The 17,590-nt window shown below is 62.0% G+C and carries 15 protein-coding genes and 1 pseudogene; 11 read left to right on the top strand and 5 right to left on the bottom strand.

Features of this window, described 5'->3' with window-relative positions; translation table 11 throughout:
• Nucleotides 1-261: 261 nt before the first annotated feature.
• Together NKI49_RS01225 and NKI49_RS01220 are read left to right on the top strand one after the other, a co-directional pair.
• A complete protein-coding gene (locus tag NKI49_RS01225) occupies nucleotides 262-1,242 on the top strand; it encodes an NADP-dependent oxidoreductase (RefSeq protein WP_352598140.1) in 981 nt (326 codons plus the stop codon).
• A 29-nt stretch (nucleotides 1,243-1,271) separates the two neighbouring features.
• Nucleotides 1,272-1,541 carry a hypothetical protein gene (locus NKI49_RS01220; RefSeq protein ID WP_352598141.1) on the top strand — a complete coding sequence of 90 codons (270 nt, stop codon included), beginning with the start codon at nucleotides 1,272-1,274 and terminating at the stop codon, nucleotides 1,539-1,541.
• Nucleotides 1,542-1,671: 130 nt separating this feature from the next.
• On the opposite strand, the gene NKI49_RS01215 is transcribed toward NKI49_RS01220, so the two are convergent.
• Nucleotides 1,672-2,565, bottom strand: a complete 894-nt coding sequence (locus NKI49_RS01215; RefSeq protein ID WP_352598142.1) for a LysR family transcriptional regulator — start codon at nucleotides 2,563-2,565, stop codon at nucleotides 1,672-1,674.
• A 103-nt stretch (nucleotides 2,566-2,668) separates the two neighbouring features.
• Here NKI49_RS01215 and NKI49_RS01210 point away from each other — a divergent pair, with 103 nt between their 5' ends.
• A complete protein-coding gene (locus tag NKI49_RS01210; RefSeq protein WP_352598143.1) occupies nucleotides 2,669-3,538 on the top strand; it encodes an SDR family oxidoreductase in 870 nt (289 codons plus the stop codon).
• A 125-nt stretch (nucleotides 3,539-3,663) separates the two neighbouring features.
• Here NKI49_RS01210 and NKI49_RS01205 read toward each other — a convergent pair whose 3' ends face one another.
• Entirely contained in the window at nucleotides 3,664-4,560 is an 897-nt protein-coding gene (locus NKI49_RS01205) for a LysR family transcriptional regulator (RefSeq protein WP_352598144.1), read from the bottom strand.
• 256 nt (nucleotides 4,561-4,816) lie between these two features.
• On the opposite strand from NKI49_RS01205, the gene NKI49_RS01200 reads away from it, so the two are divergent.
• Both NKI49_RS01200 and NKI49_RS01195 read left to right on the top strand, forming a co-directional pair.
• On the top strand, nucleotides 4,817-5,551 hold the full coding sequence (locus NKI49_RS01200; protein ID WP_352598336.1) for an SDR family NAD(P)-dependent oxidoreductase: 735 nt from the start codon (nucleotides 4,817-4,819) through the stop codon (nucleotides 5,549-5,551).
• A gap of 115 nt (nucleotides 5,552-5,666) precedes the next feature.
• Nucleotides 5,667-6,266 (top strand): NADPH-dependent F420 reductase, encoded by a 600-nt coding sequence (locus NKI49_RS01195; protein WP_352598145.1) that lies wholly within the window; start codon nucleotides 5,667-5,669, stop codon nucleotides 6,264-6,266.
• Nucleotides 6,267-6,506: 240 nt separating this feature from the next.
• On the opposite strand, the gene NKI49_RS01190 is transcribed toward NKI49_RS01195, so the two are convergent.
• Nucleotides 6,507-8,720: an autotransporter family protein gene (locus NKI49_RS01190; RefSeq protein ID WP_352598146.1), complete on the bottom strand. Its 2,214-nt coding sequence runs from the start codon at nucleotides 8,718-8,720 to the stop codon at nucleotides 6,507-6,509.
• A gap of 177 nt (nucleotides 8,721-8,897) precedes the next feature.
• On the opposite strand from NKI49_RS01190, the gene NKI49_RS01185 reads away from it, so the two are divergent.
• The gene (locus NKI49_RS01185) at nucleotides 8,898-9,128 is read left to right on the top strand and encodes a hypothetical protein (RefSeq protein ID WP_352598147.1); all 231 of its coding nucleotides are present in this window, start codon (nucleotides 8,898-8,900) and stop codon (nucleotides 9,126-9,128) included.
• 1,429 nt (nucleotides 9,129-10,557) lie between these two features.
• Here NKI49_RS01185 and mgtA read toward each other — a convergent pair.
• Both mgtA and NKI49_RS01175 read right to left on the bottom strand, forming a co-directional pair.
• A pseudogene (mgtA, locus tag NKI49_RS01180) lies at nucleotides 10,558-13,210 on the bottom strand (magnesium-translocating P-type ATPase).
• Entirely contained in the window at nucleotides 13,210-14,019 is an 810-nt protein-coding gene (locus tag NKI49_RS01175; protein WP_352598148.1) for a universal stress protein, read from the bottom strand. The pseudogene mgtA and the gene NKI49_RS01175 overlap by 1 nt, the downstream one beginning before the upstream one ends.
• Before the next feature lie 28 nt (nucleotides 14,020-14,047).
• On the opposite strand from NKI49_RS01175, the gene NKI49_RS01170 reads away from it, so the two are divergent.
• The 5 genes from NKI49_RS01170 (at nucleotide 14,048) to NKI49_RS01150 (ending at nucleotide 17,436) form a co-directional block, all read left to right on the top strand.
• Complete coding sequence (locus tag NKI49_RS01170) at nucleotides 14,048-14,281, top strand: hypothetical protein (protein WP_352598149.1); 234 nt, start codon at nucleotides 14,048-14,050, stop codon at nucleotides 14,279-14,281.
• A complete protein-coding gene (locus tag NKI49_RS01165; RefSeq protein WP_352598150.1) occupies nucleotides 14,278-14,712 on the top strand; it encodes a DUF2267 domain-containing protein in 435 nt (144 codons plus the stop codon). The genes NKI49_RS01170 and NKI49_RS01165 overlap by 4 nt, the downstream gene beginning before the upstream one ends.
• A 53-nt stretch (nucleotides 14,713-14,765) precedes the next feature.
• Nucleotides 14,766-15,212: a pyridoxamine 5'-phosphate oxidase family protein gene (locus tag NKI49_RS01160; protein ID WP_352598151.1), complete on the top strand. Its 447-nt coding sequence runs from the start codon at nucleotides 14,766-14,768 to the stop codon at nucleotides 15,210-15,212.
• Nucleotides 15,213-15,427: 215 nt separating this feature from the next.
• Complete coding sequence (locus NKI49_RS01155) at nucleotides 15,428-15,826, top strand: c-type cytochrome (protein WP_352598152.1); 399 nt, start codon at nucleotides 15,428-15,430, stop codon at nucleotides 15,824-15,826.
• A 53-nt stretch (nucleotides 15,827-15,879) separates the two neighbouring features.
• On the top strand, nucleotides 15,880-17,436 hold the full coding sequence (locus NKI49_RS01150; protein ID WP_352598153.1) for a bifunctional aminoglycoside phosphotransferase/ATP-binding protein: 1,557 nt from the start codon (nucleotides 15,880-15,882) through the stop codon (nucleotides 17,434-17,436).
• Nucleotides 17,437-17,590 lie beyond the last annotated feature (154 nt).

Genomic DNA, 17,590 nt, shown 5'->3' with positions numbered 1-17,590 from the left:
CGGCGACGGCTGCAGTGCAGGGAAGGCCATCAGCGTTACGAAGCTGCGGCGGGTAGCGCAGACGACGCCAGGCCCGAGGCCCTCGCGGAAGCAATCTGGGCAGCCGCTGCCGATGCTACGCAAAACCGAGGTTAAATTCCTTACCTGCGAAGGCACCCGGGAGGTCCATCAAGTGTCTCTCCAGCGAGACGGACTGTCTAATTTCGGCGACTTATAGCGCGGATTTCGAACGCATACCTTCCGCCAAGAAGGAGAACCTACATGACACAATCCGCTGACCTCAACCGGGCCGATTCCAATTCCAAACCGCTTGGCCACGGCCGGGCCTTACGTCTTCAAGCCTATGGCGGCGCCGAATCCCTGACAGTCGATAGCGTATCCGCGCCCGAGCCAGGTCCGGGCGAGGTCTTGGTGTCGGTCAAGGCGGCCGCGGTAAACGGCATCGACTGGAAAATCCGTGAAGGCTACCTCCGCGGACCCTTCAAGCTGGCCCTGCCCGCGACGCTTGGCATCGAAATGGCCGGCGTCGTGCTTCGGACCGGCCCCGGCGTCACGGGCGTGAAGCCCGGGGATCGGGTTATGGCCGCCCTCGGTGGCGTCGGAGCCTACGCCGACCATCTCGTCATCAACGCCGAGAAGCTCGTCCTGACGCCGTCAACCCTGTCGGACGTGGAGGCGGCGGCCATTCCGGTCGCGGCGATGACAGCCTGGCATGTCATTCAGGCCGCGGATTTCGACCTCTCCGGACGGCGGGTGCTGATCCATGGCGCGGCCGGCGGCGTGGGCGGCTTTGCCGTCCAGTTCGCCAAGGCGGCCGGAGCGACCGTCTATGCCACCGCCTCGACCAGGAGCCTGCCGCATGTCCTGGCCCTCGGCGCGGACAAGGTGATCGACTACCGGCAGCAGAACTTCGAGCTGCTTGCGCGCGACATCGATTTCGTCGTCGACCTCGTCGGCGGTGAGGTCGTGGACCGCTCCTGGGCACTCCTGTCGCCCGACGGCCTTCTCGTAAGCATCGCCGCTACGGACCTCGCATCGCGTACGCCGCCAGACCGCCACGGCGTCTTCTTATCGAACAAGCCCGACACCGCGCGTCTGGCCGCGATCGTCCAGCAGGTCGCCGCTGGCACCTTGCAATCGACGCTCGCCGAAGTGGTGGGTTTCGATGATTTGGCTTCTGCAATCGAGCGCAATCGCACCGGCCACGCACCCGGCAAGATCGTCGCAGACTTCACCCGCTGACGCCCCGTTCAAACTTAAAGGAATCTATCATGACGACGATCTGGAATCCGGTCCGCGTGGGCCGGATGGACCAGCCTCACGACCTGATGGTGCTGCGGCTCGGGCGCACGCGCGAAGCCCTGGACCAGGACATCGTCTCGGGCCAGGCAGACATGACCTCGATCGACCGTTGGGCTTTGGCCAATCCCGATCTCGTCGCGCGTCTGCGGCCGGGCGCGTCCTTCAACGAATCCAATCCGGCCACCTTCTATGGTGGTGGCGCGGCCGGCTACACGGATTATCCGCGGCTAGCCGACTGATGCGCCGGCTGCTGTAGTTCATCGGACCGCAGCAGCCACCATCGGGCGGTCGTCGCTTGCGCCATTGGATCAAGCCGGCCCTGCGACATGGCCGACGACGTCGGCCGACAGTATGGTAGCCGTGGCGGCTTCAAATCCGAATGAACGCTGCCAATTCGTCGGGAGTGCCTTTTGGAAAGGCTTCCCTCAGATGGTCGAGGAAGGCGGAGACGCGGGCGTTCAACAGGCGCCGCGACGGGTAGAGCGTCCACAAGGCAGTATCTGGGGCATCCACATCCGCCCAATGCACCAATCTGCCGGCGGCCAGATCATGACTCACCAGCGATACCGGCAACCGTGCCGCACCCGCACCCATGACGACCGCATCGCGAACCATGATGAGCGACGACAGGCTGAGCACCGGGGTGAACGCGATCGTCGTCGGCCCCGTATCCGGGATGATGTTCCACGACGGAAGTCCTCTGTCGGAGGTCCGCACGACAGCCGGAACGGCCTCTCCGTCTCGCGGTCGCGCCACTTGCGGGCTCGCCACGATCACAAGCCGATCACGCATGAAGACCCGTCCCACCAGGCTTTCATCGGAACGCGGATTGACGCGAATGGCCAGGTCATACCCTTCTTCCACCATGTCGACTGCGCGGTCTTCGGTCGTGACTTCCAGGATAACGTCGGGATATTTGAGCGAGAAGCCTGCCGCCAGCCTACCCATCGCAAGCTGAGAGAAGAGCAATGGCGCACTGATCCGCAAATTTCCACGCGGTTCGCGGTCTCCCGACGCAATCGCCGCGGCCGTCTCCTCCACTTCCGTCAGCAAGCGACTGGTTCGCTCATGCAGGGCCTTTCCCTCTTGCGTGAGCTTCAGCGCACGCGCTCCGCGCTCGAACAAGCGTAGGCCCAGGCTATTCTCCAGTTCGGCGACGCGCCGGGAGAGCGTCGCCTTGGGGCGACCTGCGGCGCGCGCGGCGCGCCCGAACCCACCATGACGTGCAACCAGATTGAAGTCGGCCAAGGCGAGCAGGTCCATATGTTCCACCAGTGAGACAGGGTGTCTATAAATGGCAGCTACCGGTGCATTTGTGGACTCCTAAATAGCTGTCAGCGATTTGAAACAAGCTGGAGTGACATACATGACTATCCTCGTTACCGGTGCGACCGGAACCGTCGGCCGCAATGTCGTCGATCATCTCATCAAGCGTGGCGCCGATGTGCGCGCGCTCGTCCGCGATCCCTCGAAGGCCAATTTACCAGCCGGCGTTACCGTCGCCCAAGGGGACCTGCTCGACGTCGATGCGCTGCGCACGGCGTTCTCGGGCGTGTCCACCCTGTTCTTGCTCAACGCCGTGGTGCCCGACGAGTTTACCCAGGCGCTGATTGCCCTCAATCTGGCCCGTGAGGCCGGGATCGAGCGGATCGTCTATCTGTCCGTGCTCCACAGCGACGTCTACGCAAACGTGCCGCATTTCGCGGGCAAGTTCAGTGTCGAGCGCATGCTGGAGCAGATGGGCTTCAACGCCACCATTCTGCGGCCTGCATACTTCATCAACAACGATCACACGGTGAAGGACGTGGTGCTCGGTCACGGTGTCTATCCGATGCCGATCGGCGATAAAGGCCTCGCCATGGTCGACGCGCGCGATCTCGGCGAGATCGCGGCCATCGAGCTTGTTCGCCGTGAACAGGCAAATGAGCCGCTTCCCCTCGAGCGGATCAACGTCGTTGGTCCCGACACGCTGACCGGCGCCGATGTCGCCGCCATCTGGTCGGAAGCTCTTGGGCGGGCGATCCACTATGGCGGCGACGATACCGCTGGGTTCGAGCAGAACCTCCGGAATTACGCGCCGAGCTGGATGGCGCTGGACATGCGTCTCATGACCGAGCGCTTCCTGGTCGAGGGCATGGTCCCGGAGGCAGGGGATGTTGACCGCCTGACCGCCATGCTCGGTCGCCCGTTGCGCTCCTATCGCGACTTTGCCACCGAGATCGCAGCGTCGGCCTGATGAGGCGCGGCGCGGCGGGCGGCGAACCGTCCCGTCCCATGCTTTGCCGCCAGCATGCAGTGCTTTTCTCCCTATTGAGGCTTCCGACCGGATTGCGGCAAGCATCGCCGGCGACCTGCCGTGCATCAGTCGCGCGGTATGGACAGCCCCGCGAGAAGCGGCGCGTACGCGGCGAGCCTGCGGGATACGAACTCAGTGAAGAGCCGCACGCGCTTCGTCTTGCGTGTCTCCCCCTGTGTGAGGAGCCAAACCGTTCCGTACATGTGCAGGTCGGTACCCGGCACCCTCACCAGTAGGGGGTCGGCATCGCCAACGAAGCACGGCAGTGTCGTCATCCCGAGCCCTTGCCGTACGGCAACGATCTGCGCCCCGGCGTCCGAGATCCTGAATGGAACCCCCGTGGTGGGAACCTCACCCTCGCTGGCCCAGTCCGGGATTCCATGAATGCTTATGACGATCCACCGGATGGGATCAGGCGCGCCCGCACGCCATGCGGCTAGTCGATCGCGGGACACGTAGACGCCGCCGAACAGCTCCGGTCCCTTCAGGCCGTGAAGATTGAGCGGCAGGGTTTTGCGGTCGTAGACGACGCGGATCGCGACGTCGGCCTCCCGGTTGGTCAGATTTGCCAGCTCACCGGACGACAAGATTTCCATCTCGATGTCCGGATGCAGACGCGCGAAATCGGCGAAGTCCGGCATGAGCAGATGTGTCGCGAGGGGCGGCGCCAGCGTCACCCGCAGAAGCCCGCGCACGCTCTGGTCGCGCCCCAAGACGCGCGTCTCCAGCTGGTGCGACGACGCTTCCATCTGGTTCGCGAGATCGAGGACCTCCTCGCCCGCAGCCGTCAGGCGGTAGCCCGAAGGCAGCTTTTCGAACATGTGCGCCCCGAGGCGTTCCTCGAGCTGGGTGATGCGGCGCAGCACGGTCGAGTGATTCACGCCGAGGCGCTCGGCGGCGGCCCGCACTGAGCCTCCGCGCGCGACGGCAAGAAAGTAGCGAACGTCATCCCAGTCGATCATGGTGCAATCCCGCACCGCGCGGTGCGCCTTCCAAAGCCGGTATCTAACACATCGAACAGCAGTACGGGTGGCCGTCGTAGCCTATGTCGACGAGTGCGGCCAATTCCGAACGGCCGATCGTCGCGGCTGGCGTGAGTCGTCCAGCCGGATCGATTTTGCACCACCGATGTGCGCGCCTCCGCACTCAACAACTGACGCCGGCGGACCCATTTCGAGGCTCTCGGGGGCGTCCCCGAACGATCAAAGGATGCATGACATGAACAGACTGAATGGAAAGACTGCCGTGATCACCGGTGGCGCTACCGGCATCGGCCGCGCCGCAGCCAAGCGCTTCATCGAGGAGGGCGCCTTCGTCTTCATCTTCGGCCGCCGGCAGGAAGCGCTCGACGCCGCCGTGGCCTACCTCGGGCCCAATGCTCGCGCGGTGAAGGGCTCCGTCTCCGATCTGGCCGACCTCGACCGACTCTACGGGGCGGTGAAGGCCGAGCGTGGAACCCTCGACATCGTCTTCGCCAATGCCGGGGCGGGAAGCCAGCTTGCGCTCGGCGTGATCACCGCCGAACACATTGACGAAACCTTCGACACCAACGTCAAGGGTGCGATCTTCACGGTCCAGAAGGCGTTGCCGCTGATGGGCCAGGGTGGTTCGATCATCCTGACCGGATCGAGCGCCGGCACCACGGGCGCCCCGGCAATGACCGCCTACAGCGCGAGCAAGGCGGCAGTGCGTAACCTCGCGCGGACCTGGGCGGAGGACCTGAAGGGCACCGGCATCCGGGTAAACGTGTTGTCGCCAGGGGCGACGGCGACCGAACTCGCGAAGGAGGCGCTGGGCGAGGAGGGCCAGAAGGCCTATGGCGCGATGACTCCGCTCCAGCGCATGGCCGATCCGGCGGAGATCGGGGCTGTGGCTGCCTTTCTCGCGTCGTCGGACAGCAGTTTCATGACCGCCAGCGAGGTCGCCGTCGACGGCGGCCTAGCCCAACTCTGACGCGCTACGCCTGGATGGGCGCCATTCGATTATTCGGAGCGCCGTAGGGATCGGCAGATAACCCAGCGCCGTTGAGGGCCGGGAATTAATATCAACACAATATCGGAGAAGTATTATGAGCTATGCGATTGTAGGATTCGGTAAGATAGGCCAGGCCCTCGCCCATGCCTTCGCCCGTAAAAACATCGAGGTGACCGTCGCGAGCCGCCGGCCGCCCGAGGCGTTGGCGCCGCAGGCTCGGGCGATTGGACCCATGGTCGTCGCCAAGTCGCTGCGGGATGCACTCGAGGCCGACACAATCATCTTGGCGGTCCCGTTCGGGGAGCATCGCGATGTTGCGAAGGCCCTGCCGAGCTGGGAAGGCAAGACGGTCATCGACGCGACGAACGCGTTTCCTGTCCCTGAAGAGCTGGACGGTCTCCCGTCCTCCGCCTTCGTCGCGAAGGCATTCACCGGCGCCAAGTTCGTCAAAGGGTTCAATCACCTGATTGCGGCCACCTTGGCTGCCGATCCGATCGTCGAGGGCGGGCACCGGGTCGTCTTCCTGTCTGGTGACGACGAGGACGCGATCGCTCCCGTGGCGGCCTTGGCCAAACAACTCGGGTTCGCACCCGTCAAGCTGGGAAAGCTCAACGAGGGTGGCGCGCTGGTGCACGCACGCGGCCGCGCTTGGGGCCAGCTCATCTTCCAGGATCTGTTCAAGAAAGAGCAGTAATCGATCTGCGGCCGTGTGATCGACGCCGAGAACTGGTCGCGCGCTAGAGCAAATTCCAGGAAAGTTGAAACAAGAGTTAGAGCGGTTCACCGTTTTCCGTGAAACGATGAACCGCTCTAACATCTAGGATTCGCTTGAGCGTCCTCTGCTATCTGACCCTACTCCACGGTACTCCCTTAACCCCGAGCGGGTGGCTCCGGGGTGGCTTGGGTTGGTGGAAGGCTCTAGGGGCGTGAGCGCCTACCACTTCATCCGGAAGCCGACAGTGCCACCGTAGCTGTAGCTGTCGCCGACATTCTCCAGCGAGGAGGCGACCAGCGCCTCGCCATAGACCGAGAATTTGTCGTCACCCCAATTATAGCTGCCGCCGAGGCCGATGCCGCCCCACAACGCGTCCTTTTTGCTGACGAAGGCGGTCTGCGAGACGTCGACCTGGGTGCCATCGAGGAACTCGTAATAGAGATTGCCGATGCCGTAGGCCGCCAGCCGGCGGATGTCGCCGGAGCTGCTGGTCCAGGTGTCCTTGTACTCGGCAGCGAGGCCGAGGCGGCCGATCAGGCTGTCGGCGCTGTCGAGCGATACGGTGGCGCCGTACGGATCGGTGAAGGCGTCGAAGTCGACATTGGAATAGGCCAGCTGCATCTGCGGTGTGAGGGTCCACTTGCCACCCATGTCAAACCGCTTGCCGGCCTCCGTCGAGAAGGCATAGCCGAAGCCGTGATTGCCGTCGGTGAGCTGGCCGATCCAGTCGGAATCGAGGTCGCTGTCGTACCAGGTGGCGCTGGCCTGAGCGTCGACATAGAAGCCGTTATAGCCGTACCAGGTCAGCGTACCGCCGATGCCGTAGCCCTCGGTGGAAATCTCGCCGGTGCCGTAGAACGAGGTAATATCCTGCGTCACGCGGCCGTATTGGCCGTTGATGCCGGCGATCAGCTTGCCGCTGTCATTCTCCATCACCTTGCCGTCGAGGCCGGCCTGCAGCTTCCAGATGCTCTGGCTGTAGTCGGTGGAGCTGGTGGAGCGGTCGGATTCGATCTCGGTGTGGGTGCCCTCGACCCGGCTCCAGAACGCGCTCTGCTCGATCAGGACTTTCCCTTGCGAGCCGGCGTAGTAATCGGCCTGCTCGGGAGTGACAGCACACCTGTAGTTTTGCGAACTATCCTTGCAAAATACAGTTTTGGCAGGCACAGCGGGCTCGTTCCAGTGGCGGTTGCCGACGCGCTGCTGCAGGGTGGGAAGCCCGTTCAGCGCCAGCAGTGCCTGCGGGTAGCTCTCATAGAGCGGCACGCCGGGCTGGTAGAGCGGGCCGGTCGGGGGCACCGGGACGTCAGGATCGACGGGCTGGAGCTGCGAGCGCAGATACCAGTCGCCGTCGGCGGGGTCGACGACGCCGTTCTTCCACAGGGTGTAGGCGAAGGCGCCGCCGACCACTGCCTGCTGGCCGCCGATCACATAGTCGCCGGTCAGTTGGAAGGTGCCGTTCGAGGCGCCGTCGACCTGAATCACCTTGATACCGTCGCTGAGCGTCTGGGCGCCGGGGCCGCCGGCGTTCGTCACGGTCAGCAGGGTGGTGCCGGAGGTGTCGCCCGCCACCACAAGCCGGTCGGAGGCCGAGCCGTCAGTGCCGAGATAGGTATCGAGCGCCAGCGTACCGCCGCTACCCGTATAGTTGCCGCTGACGCTGAAGACATCGCCGACCGTGCCGTCCTGCAGGTCGATAATGCCGGCATTACCGACATTGCCGCTGACGGAATAAACGCCCGCGCCACCGCCGGTGCCGATGAAGGTGGAGCCGGTGCCGATATCGAGATTGCCGGTGATGGCGAGCGCATCGAGTGCCTCAAGGCTGGTGGCGCCGGTCAGGAACATGCCGTAGCCGGGATCCGAGCCGACCGTGATGGCGCCATCGAGAATGGTGAGCTGGCCACCATTGACCGTTAGCGCTTCCCAGTTGATCAGGTTGGTCCCATTGGCGGAAGCGGTAAGCCCATTCAGCGTCAGGCTGTCGATCCAGCCGTCGGCGATGGAGACATCGTCGCCGCCATCCAGAAGCTGCGTGCCGTTATAGTTCGCCGTGGTGACGAGCGCGGTGTCCGAGCCGTTCTGGCCATGGAAGCCGCCCGTCAAAGTGCCACCCGACCAGTTGAACGTATCATTGCCGTCATTGGCCGAGGCGACCGCATCGTCGCCCCAGACGAAACCGGCCTGGGAACCGCCGGTCAAATTGTAGACGTCGTCGCCCAAGCCGAGGATCGCGTCTCCGGTCAACGCGCCCGCCGAGGTGACCACGACGTTACCGCCGGTCTCGTCCGTGCCATCCGAATTGGCATCACCGTCGCGGATAGCGATGCCCGAAGCGGAGCCATTGATGATGACGCCCGAGGCGACATCGACCGTGCCGCCGGCCGCCGCCACCGTGTGGATGCCGGCGCCAAACCCGGTACCGCCGGTCACAGCAGCACTCGTCACGTTGACATCAAAAACCGACCCGCGATAACCCCACGCACCGATGCCGTCGCCATTGACCCCATTCGCCGAAACGGTACCGCTTATAAGATCTATGGTTGCAGTGCGGCCCGATCCACTCGCTCTGGCCCGCAGCCCAAATAGCCCAGCTTGTACGGTGCCGCCTTGATAGACGATGGTCGCGTCGCCATTACCGAAGCTCACGCCATCACCAGTGTCCGCAGTAATGCCACCTACTCCGGCGTTGATCACGCCATTGCCATTGTAGGTTACGCGGGCGTCATCCTGGCCGGTAGATGCAACAGCCCAGATGCCGACGTTCCCGGCCTGGATGAGGCCGTTTCCTTCGTAGGTGACGAGAGCCTCGTCGCCACCACCTGCGCGAAATATGCCTGAAAGAATTCCGGCCGAATATGACCCAATGGCATCCGTTTGAATTGTTCCGTCACCACGGTAATTGACTGTCGCCCCCCCTGTGTTGGAATCGACGCTAGTTATTGCGACCAGACCTCGGCGAGACGCGCGGACAAATGCACTGCTGTCAGTGGCTGTGTAATTGACGATGGCATTTCCGGCTGCGTTGACGATGGCGGGACCAACCTGCGCACGAATTGCATCGCCGCCGGTAGGACTCAACGATACAACTGATCCCGTTCCCGTGTAGTTGATAACGGCGTCGCCGCCTGCTGTATTACTATGTATAAATATGGCCGTGTAGCCAACAACTGGTATATTGTTCTGACTCGTTACGCTGACATTTCCGATAACTGTTATCGTTGAGGCGCCATTAGAGGAAACGGTATTGTTAATGCTGAGCGGTATGGTCGTGCCGTCCAGCGTGAGGTTGGAATCGGGCGTGCCCGACAAGCCTGTCGCATATGGGTTTGCATCGCCCACAGGTGTTCCATCTCCATTGCAAACGTAGCTGTTGCCGCCGACGTTTGCGCATGCCGTGGTAACGCTTTCCGCCCATGCCTGTCCCGCACCGCCGCCCAATGCCGCGCCCAGCATCGCGACCGAACAGGCCAAGCAGACCGAAGGCGCGTAGCTCGCAGCCCGGTCCTTCCACTTGGTCAGTCGGCCAGCGCGCATGGGCGCACCGCGAGCCGTCCGGGAAATGCTCTTGCTCATTCTTCTATCCCCCCGCTTATGCGACATCAAAACCCCTTGGGCGCGCCCGGCTGGTCGCCCGTTCCGCGGTCGCGCTGGGGTGAAATGTCGGCATTGGATCCTCGGCTCGCGCTGACTTGCGCACCCGCAAACCGCCACCGGATTGGTGGAGGAAGGTGCGGAGGATTTTTGAAGAGCAGAGAACGTTGTCTATGAGCAAATAGACAAGACCGTCATCGGCGCGCGAAATCTGGGCGGCTTATCGCCTCTGCGATTGGCGGTTTGGTTTGAATTCGATAATGATGCTAAATGCTTAGCCGAGTGCTTGGCCGTCTGGTCGGATTTTAGGTCTACGAATAAACCTGCCGTAGAGGACGACCTAATGCGGTTGGCCGGGCGCAAAGTTTGGTCGGAGTGACATAATTACCACGGAAGCGTCCGCAGCAATGAACTCTGGCTCGTTAGCAGTTTAGCGATCTGGCTGAACAAGTCCGAAGCTTCGATAGATATCCCGCCCGCGATAATAGAGACCGACAGCTCCTATTACCTCTCCCTGGAGCGGTGTTTTGCTCGCTCCACTCTATTGACCTGGCTGGGTTTCTTCTTTGCTTTCCGCTCGAAAGCCGACGCATGGGTCGCCATGGGCTGGCCTCACGGTCTTTCGATGGCCCGCGGTGGGGCTGTATGGCTGCATTTCTTGCCATGCCCGGAGTCCTCACTCATGAGCAACTCTCCGGACATGGGTCGGACGAGGTACGGTCCTATTGGCGGCGGCCCGGCCTGCTCTCGATCGATGGGAGTGTCTGCTCTCATGATCAAAGAACCAGCGCTTGGTTACCTCCGAGGCCAACAGATAGAGCATGGTGATCGCGACGAGTCCGACAAGCACGGGCAGTGGCAGCGACACAAAGCCGAAGCGCGCTGCTGCGGGCACGTAAGGTATGATGATCGCAACAGCCGCCACTGCAAGCGTAAGGCCTGCAAGCAGGAGGCTAGGACGGCTAGCCCAGAACGCCCTGTGCGTGCGCACGATGAGCACGATGGCGAGCTCCGTCAGCAGTGACTCGACGAACCATCCGGTCTGGAAGGCAGCCGCTGTCGCATGTGCAACAAACAGCAAAAAAGCGAAGGTTGCGAAGTCGAATAGCGAACTGACCAAGCCAAAGCCGATCATGAATCGCCTGACAAAACCGATGTCCCAGAGACGCGGTCGGCGTAGCTGGTCTGCGTCGACATTGTCGCCGGCGATAGCCAGAGAGGGAATGTCCGACAGGAAGTTGTTGAGCAGGATCTGCGCTGCCAGCAGCGGCAGGAAGGGCAGGAACAGCGAGGCGACAGCCATGCTGATCATGTTCCCGAAATTGGCGCTGGTTGTGATGGAGATATATTTCATCGTGTTGGCGAAGGTCTTGCGGCCGTCGTCAACACCGCGCACCAGTACGCCCAGGTCCTGTTTGAGAAGGATAATGTCGGCAGCCTCGCGGGCGACATCGACTGCGGTGTCGACGGAGATGCCGATGTCGGCCTCGTGCAAAGCGGGCGCATCGTTGATGCCATCGCCCAGATAACCGACGACATGGCCACGGCTCCGGAATGCCTGAACGATGCGCTCCTTGGTTGGGATCGATCTCGACGAAGAGATCGGTGTGCTGCACGCTTGCGAAAAGCGCGCTCTTCGTCAGCTTCGACAGGTTCTCACCGGTCATGATCCTGTCAGTTCGCAAGCCGACCGCGTCGGCGAGATGCTTAGCGACGTAACGGTTGTCGCCCGAAATGACCTTTACCGCGATGCCACGGTGGGCGAGCGCGGCAAGCGTCTCCCTGACGCCTGCCTTTGGAGGGTCGAGGAAAAGCAGGAAGCCCGCGAAGGCGAGATCGATCTCATCTTTCCTGCCAAATGCATTCCGGCTTTCAAATCGACGGATTGCCACGCCTAGAACGCGGTAGCCGTCCGCGCTCCAGCGCCGGAATTTCTCATCGATTGCCGCACTGTGCGTCTCATCGAGGGGCTCCAGCCCTTTCACCGTACGGACAAAGCTGCAGGTTTCGAGGACATTTTGTACGGCGCCCTTCGTGATCAGGAGATCGTCGGCATCCTTGATCCGGACAACAACGGATAACCGCTTGCGGACGAAATCGTAGGGGATCTCGTCGACCTTCGTGAAGGCAGCCGATGACGCGCCCTGACCCGGCGCACCAGCGATCGCTTCGTCCAGAGGGTTTCTCAGTCCGGTCTGCATGGTCGCGTTGAGACGTGCCCAAAGCAGGATATCCGTCGACGGATTGCCGTCGACATCGAGCCATCCATCGAGGTGGATGACGCCTTCGGTCAGTGTTCCGGTCTTGTCGGTGCAAAGCAGGTCCATGCTGCCCAAATTCTCGATGGCATCGAGACGGCGCACGATGACGCCATTGGCCGCCATCGCCCGGGCACCTCGAGCTAGAGTCACGCTGATGATCGCCGGAAGAAGTTCCGGCGTGAGGCCAACCGCGAGTGCCAGCGAAAACAGCAGTGATTCAATCAGCGGTCGATGGAGCATCAGGTTGGCGAAGAACACCAGGATGACGATCGCCAGCATGATCTCGGTCATCAGATAGCCGAACAGCCTGATACCCTGGGCAAACCCCGTTTCGGGAATTTGACGCTCCAAGGCCGCGGCGATGGATGCAAATTCGGTGCTGGTGCCGGTGGCTACCGCAAGCACGGTTGCGGTGCCACTGCGGACCGATGTGCCGGTGAAGACCGCGTTGGTGCGCTGTGCGAGGGAAGCCTCTGGCAATGCCCGTCCAGGTGCCTTCACGACAGGAAAGGTTTCGCCTGTCAGCACGGCCTCGCTGACATTGAAATCGCGTGCGTCCAGGATGATGCCGTCCGCAGGAATGAGGTTTCCGGCGGAAAGCCGGATCACATCGCCCGGCACGATATCTTCGGCAGCAACCGAGCACTCGACACCATCGCGCAACACGACAGCCTTGCGCGAAATGCGCCGTTTCAGCGCTTCCGTAGCACGCGACGCGCCGTACTCCTGGGTAAAGCTGAGGATACAGCTTGCCAGCACGATCGCACCGATGATTGCAGCCTCCTGCCCCTCGCCGACGAAAGCCGACACGGTGGCCGCGAAAATAAGGATCAGGACCAGTGGGCTGCGGAATTGCCGGACAAGGACGGTCAACGCCGTCGTGCCGGGCCGCGAGGCCGGAGTGTTTCGGCCGAATTCTGCAAGCCTGGATGCGGCCTCGGAAGTGGCAAGGCCCAAGGCAGACGTATCGAGGCGTCGCAGGAGGTCATTGGTCTCGATCGACCAATAGGCACCGCCGTCGGGGACGGATTGCTGGTCAACTTCGCCGGGTACGATACGGGAGATCATCAATACGACATGAAGCGGTTGATGCTGCTCCCGTCGATCAGCGTGCGGGTGACGCCGCCGAATGCCCATTCCCGCAGACGGCTGTGCCCATAAGCGCCTGAGACGATCAGGTCGGCATGGATCGACCGCGCAAATGTCAGCAACCGATCGCCGTCAGCCTCGCCAACGATCAGTTCCGTTCGGGCCTTGATGCCATGGTGTTCAAGAAAGACCGCGACATCGGCGAGGCTGTCACGAATGCTCTCGTCGCGGTCCGTATCGATCGTGGCGACGACAACCTCGTTGGCTGTGGCCAGGAAAGGCAACGCATCTGCTATCGCCCGCCGCGCTTCCCTGGTGTCTTTCCAGGCAACCAGCACGGTTTTCGCCATGACATGTTCGACATTGCTGGCGGCGATCAGGACCGGACGGCCGGCGCCGAGTGCCAGACTGCCGATATCGACGGTGCGAAACACATTGTCTCCTGCCTCACCGGTAACGATGAGATCGGCCGCTCGGGCCGAAACGCTCAGGAAGCGGGTTGGACTGCAAACAGCTTGCCCCCATTCGCCAGAGATCGAAGCAGGAACCAGCCTCTCAAATTCGGCTCGCAGTTCGGCAAGCCGCTTTTCGATTTCCGTGCGCTGGATCTGCATGATCTCGCCTTCGTAGGCCATGCCGTCGCCAGTCGCGACCAAGGGTGGGACATCCGCTGCCGCCAGACCGATAAGACGGGCGCCAAACCGCTCCGCAAGCTCGATCCCCAATTTCACCATGGCCGTCTGAGGTGCATCCACGGCAAGGTTCACGATGATCGACTTGTAGGACATAGCCGGCGCCTTTCGATGATGCGGTCGAATGGTCGATGAAGTGCACCTGCTGGCGCTCGACGCCTTGATGCCGGTCAAACACGTGCCGATTGCGGGCCGCCTTCGAGAGGGCTCGCATCCTGTTTGCTCTTTGATCGTGATCAAGGATCGCCGTGGCGACGGGAATATCATTCGACCGCATAGGGGAATTGCGATGCAGTCTATCAACGTCGACGAAGCGCCATGGGCGTCCAGCATGTTGCCTGAGGGCAGCACGTCATGAGCCAGATGTCCCATACCTCCTTTGCCGGCTTCACCCACGCTGCCCAGCAGGCGCAGCAGTGGGTCAACGAGCTTGCCAGGGATCTTTGCTGGAGCGAACCGAGCGCGTGCCGCCTCCTGAGGTCAGTTTTGCATACGGTGCGAGACTGGCTATCGATTGCGGAAACGGCCGATCTCTCGGCGCAACTGCCTGTTTTGATTCGTGGCATCTACTTCGAAGGCTGGAATCCATCAGTGCCTGCGTGCGAGCGCAAGAAAAGTGATTTTGTCCTCAGCGTCAGAACCAGTTTCGGCTACGATGACGACGTCGATTTCGATATCGCGATCAACGCGGTGTTCAAGCTTCTCGACCGTCATATTTCGCATGGCGAAATTGTGCAGGTCAGAAACTCGATGAAGAAGTCGCTTCGAAAATTGTGGCCAGTGGATTGACCCGTGTTTCGCGACCGGGAAGAGGACAACCGCGAGAAATAGGAGGTCACGTCATGCTGATCCGCACGCTTTCTGCCCTGGAGTGCACCAAGATGCTGACAGCCAATCGTGTTGGCCGCCTGGCCTGCGCGAAAGACGGGCAGCCCTACGTCGTGCCCTTCTACTACGCCCATGCGGATGCTCATCTTTACGGGTTTTCCATGCCTGGCAAGAAGATCGAATGGATGCGCGCCAATCCACTGGTGTCCGTCCAGGTCGACGAACATGGCCAAGGGCGAGGATGGAGAAGCGTCGTCGTCGACGGCCGGTACGAAGAGCTGCCTGATCGGATCGGCCACAAGCTTCAGCGGGATCATGCCTGGTCGGTGTTGAGCAAGCACGCGGACTGGTGGGAACCGGGTGCACTCAAGCCGGCCGTTCCTCCAACGGCCGACAGTGCACCGCATGTCTTCTTCCGGATCCTCATCGAGCAGGTGTCCGGACGAGAAGCAAGCGAGTAGGTCGATCGACCAATCGATTGGTGTGAGCAGTGGTCCTGAAAGTCAGGCAACTCCTCATTCGAGTGGTGGTTCAGTCGTGATCTCAGTCGTTAGCGAGGGCGCCTAGTGCGTTCATTGCGCTTAGTCAAACACCGTGACTGCGACGGCATTTGATCCGCATCAACGTGCGCGCAAGCCAAGGCTGTAGGTTCAGTCGATCAATCGGGAAAACGCAGATGAAAGTCCTGATCGCGGTGGCTCTGGCAGGACTGGCTTTTGACGCGGCCAGCGCCCAGGAACTCGGCGACGGCAAGGCGGAGTACATGAACTCGTGTGTCGTCTGCCATGGTCCTGAAGGCAAGGGCGATGGACCGTTGGGCGACGAGCTGTTGAAGCGGCCGAGCGACCTGACGCGCCTCTCCAGGCGCAATGGCGGCGAATTCCCCTATTGGCGCGTCTTTGCCGTGATCGACGGCCGCGCCATGGTGCCGGAGCACGGCGATCGCGACATGCCGGTCTGGGGCCGGCAATTCCTTCCCGGTGACGTGAAGAAGTATGGCCCGAACGCCGGGGAAATCGTCACCAGGGAACGGATCCATGATCTGGCCGGTTATGTCGAGACGTTGCAGCAATGAATGCAGATGGCGGAAACACTCTCCGCAAGACACAGGTATCGAGGAGGCCGGCCATGGCTGTTGACGACCAGCAAGCCGTTACCGCGTTCCTGCTTGATCCTGCCTCCTATGGCGCCACCAGACCGGTCGAGGTGATCGAAACCCATATCTCGCGTATCTTTCTGACGGGCGAACGCGCCTACAAGATGAAACGCGCGGTCAAGTTGCCCTATGTCGATTTCTCGGCGCCGGCGCTCAGGCTGGCCGCTTGCGAGAAGGAGGTGGACCTGAATTCGAAAACGGCGCCCGGACTCTATCTGGGGGTGCGCCGCATAACGCGCGAAGCCGACGGCAAGCTGGCTTTCGATGGCATGGGGCAAATGGCCGACGCCGCCATCGAGATGGTCCGCTTCGATCAGTCGAGACTTCTGGACCGGATGGCAACCGCCGGAGAATTGACACCGGCGCTGATAACCGCGGTTGCGCGCATGGTCGTGAGCTATCACCGTGCCGCGCCAACAATTCACAATGGCAGCGGGTCGTCCAACATGGCTGGCGTGCTCGACATCAACGAGGCCGGCTTTGCCACCAGCCATGTTTTCACAAAAGCAGAGGTCACTAGCTTTGCCGGAGCCTTCCGTACCGCTCTCGCCCGGCACTCAGAATTGCTCGACCGCCGGGAAGCCGCCGGCAAGGTCCGCCGCTGCCATGGCGATCTCCACCTGCGCAACACCTGTCTCTTCGACGGCGAACCGCGGCTCTTCGACTGTATCGAATTCAGCGACCAGATCGCCAGCATCGACGTTCTGTACGATCTTGCCTTCCTGCTGATGGACCTTTGGCACCGGGGTTTTCCGGAACTCGCCAATCTTGTGATGAACCGCTATCTCGACGAAGCCGACGATGAGGACGGTTTCATCCTGCTGCCCTTCTTCATGGCGGTACGAGCTGCTGTTCGTGCGCATGTCACCGCAACGCAGGTCGCGGAAGGCAGTGCCGATTCCGACAAGTTGATTGCCGAGGCGAGATCCTATTTCGAACTTGCTCGAACATTTCTCCAGGAAACACCGCCCCGGCTCGTCGCCATCGGCGGCCTCAGTGGCTCCGGCAAGACGACCGTTGCAGAGGCGCTGGCCGCCCATGTCGGTGCGCCGCCCGGCGCCCGCATCGTCGAAAGCGACCGCATCCGCAAAGCCATGCATGGAGTGCCCGCAGAGACCAGGCTGCCGGACCGAGCCTACCGGCCGGAGGTCTCTGACCGGGTCTACCACGAAATGGCATGGCGCGCCGGCCTGATCCTTTCCGAGGGCGGCTCGGTCGTCGCCGATGCCGTTTTCGACAGACCGGCCGATCGTGAGCGGATCGAGAAAGCGGCGCGCGGCCGGGCTATCACATTCTCCGGATTTTGGTTGGAAGCGGACCCGCTCGTTCTTTGGCAACGGGTCAGTGAACGCAAGGGCGGTCCGTCAGACGCCACGATAGATATCCTCTCGCGGCAATTGCAGCGAAATGCCACCCAGTCCAGTTGGCAAAAGATCAACGCCGATCGAAAGCTCGCCGACACTGTCGCGGATTTGAGAGGAAGGTTTTCCGAGGGCAATACTTCCAAGGCCCTGCGCACAGCCTCCTGACCGGTGCGGCAGGGCGATCGGCCTCAACGGAGTTCGAGGGTTGCCTCGACAAGGCCGGCCGGCGCGCTGCTTCAGGAGGGGATCGACGTAGCGGTTATCCTGGACGCGCGCCTTGGCGATCGACATTTCGGGCGCGCATAGTGGATGACAGCAA

This window comes from Mesorhizobium sp. M0587 (assembly GCF_040320945.1).
Taxonomy (GTDB): Bacteria; Pseudomonadota; Alphaproteobacteria; order Rhizobiales; family Rhizobiaceae; genus Mesorhizobium.
Note: the sequence above shows the minus strand (reverse complement) of the source record. Positions and strands in the feature narration are given on the sequence as shown.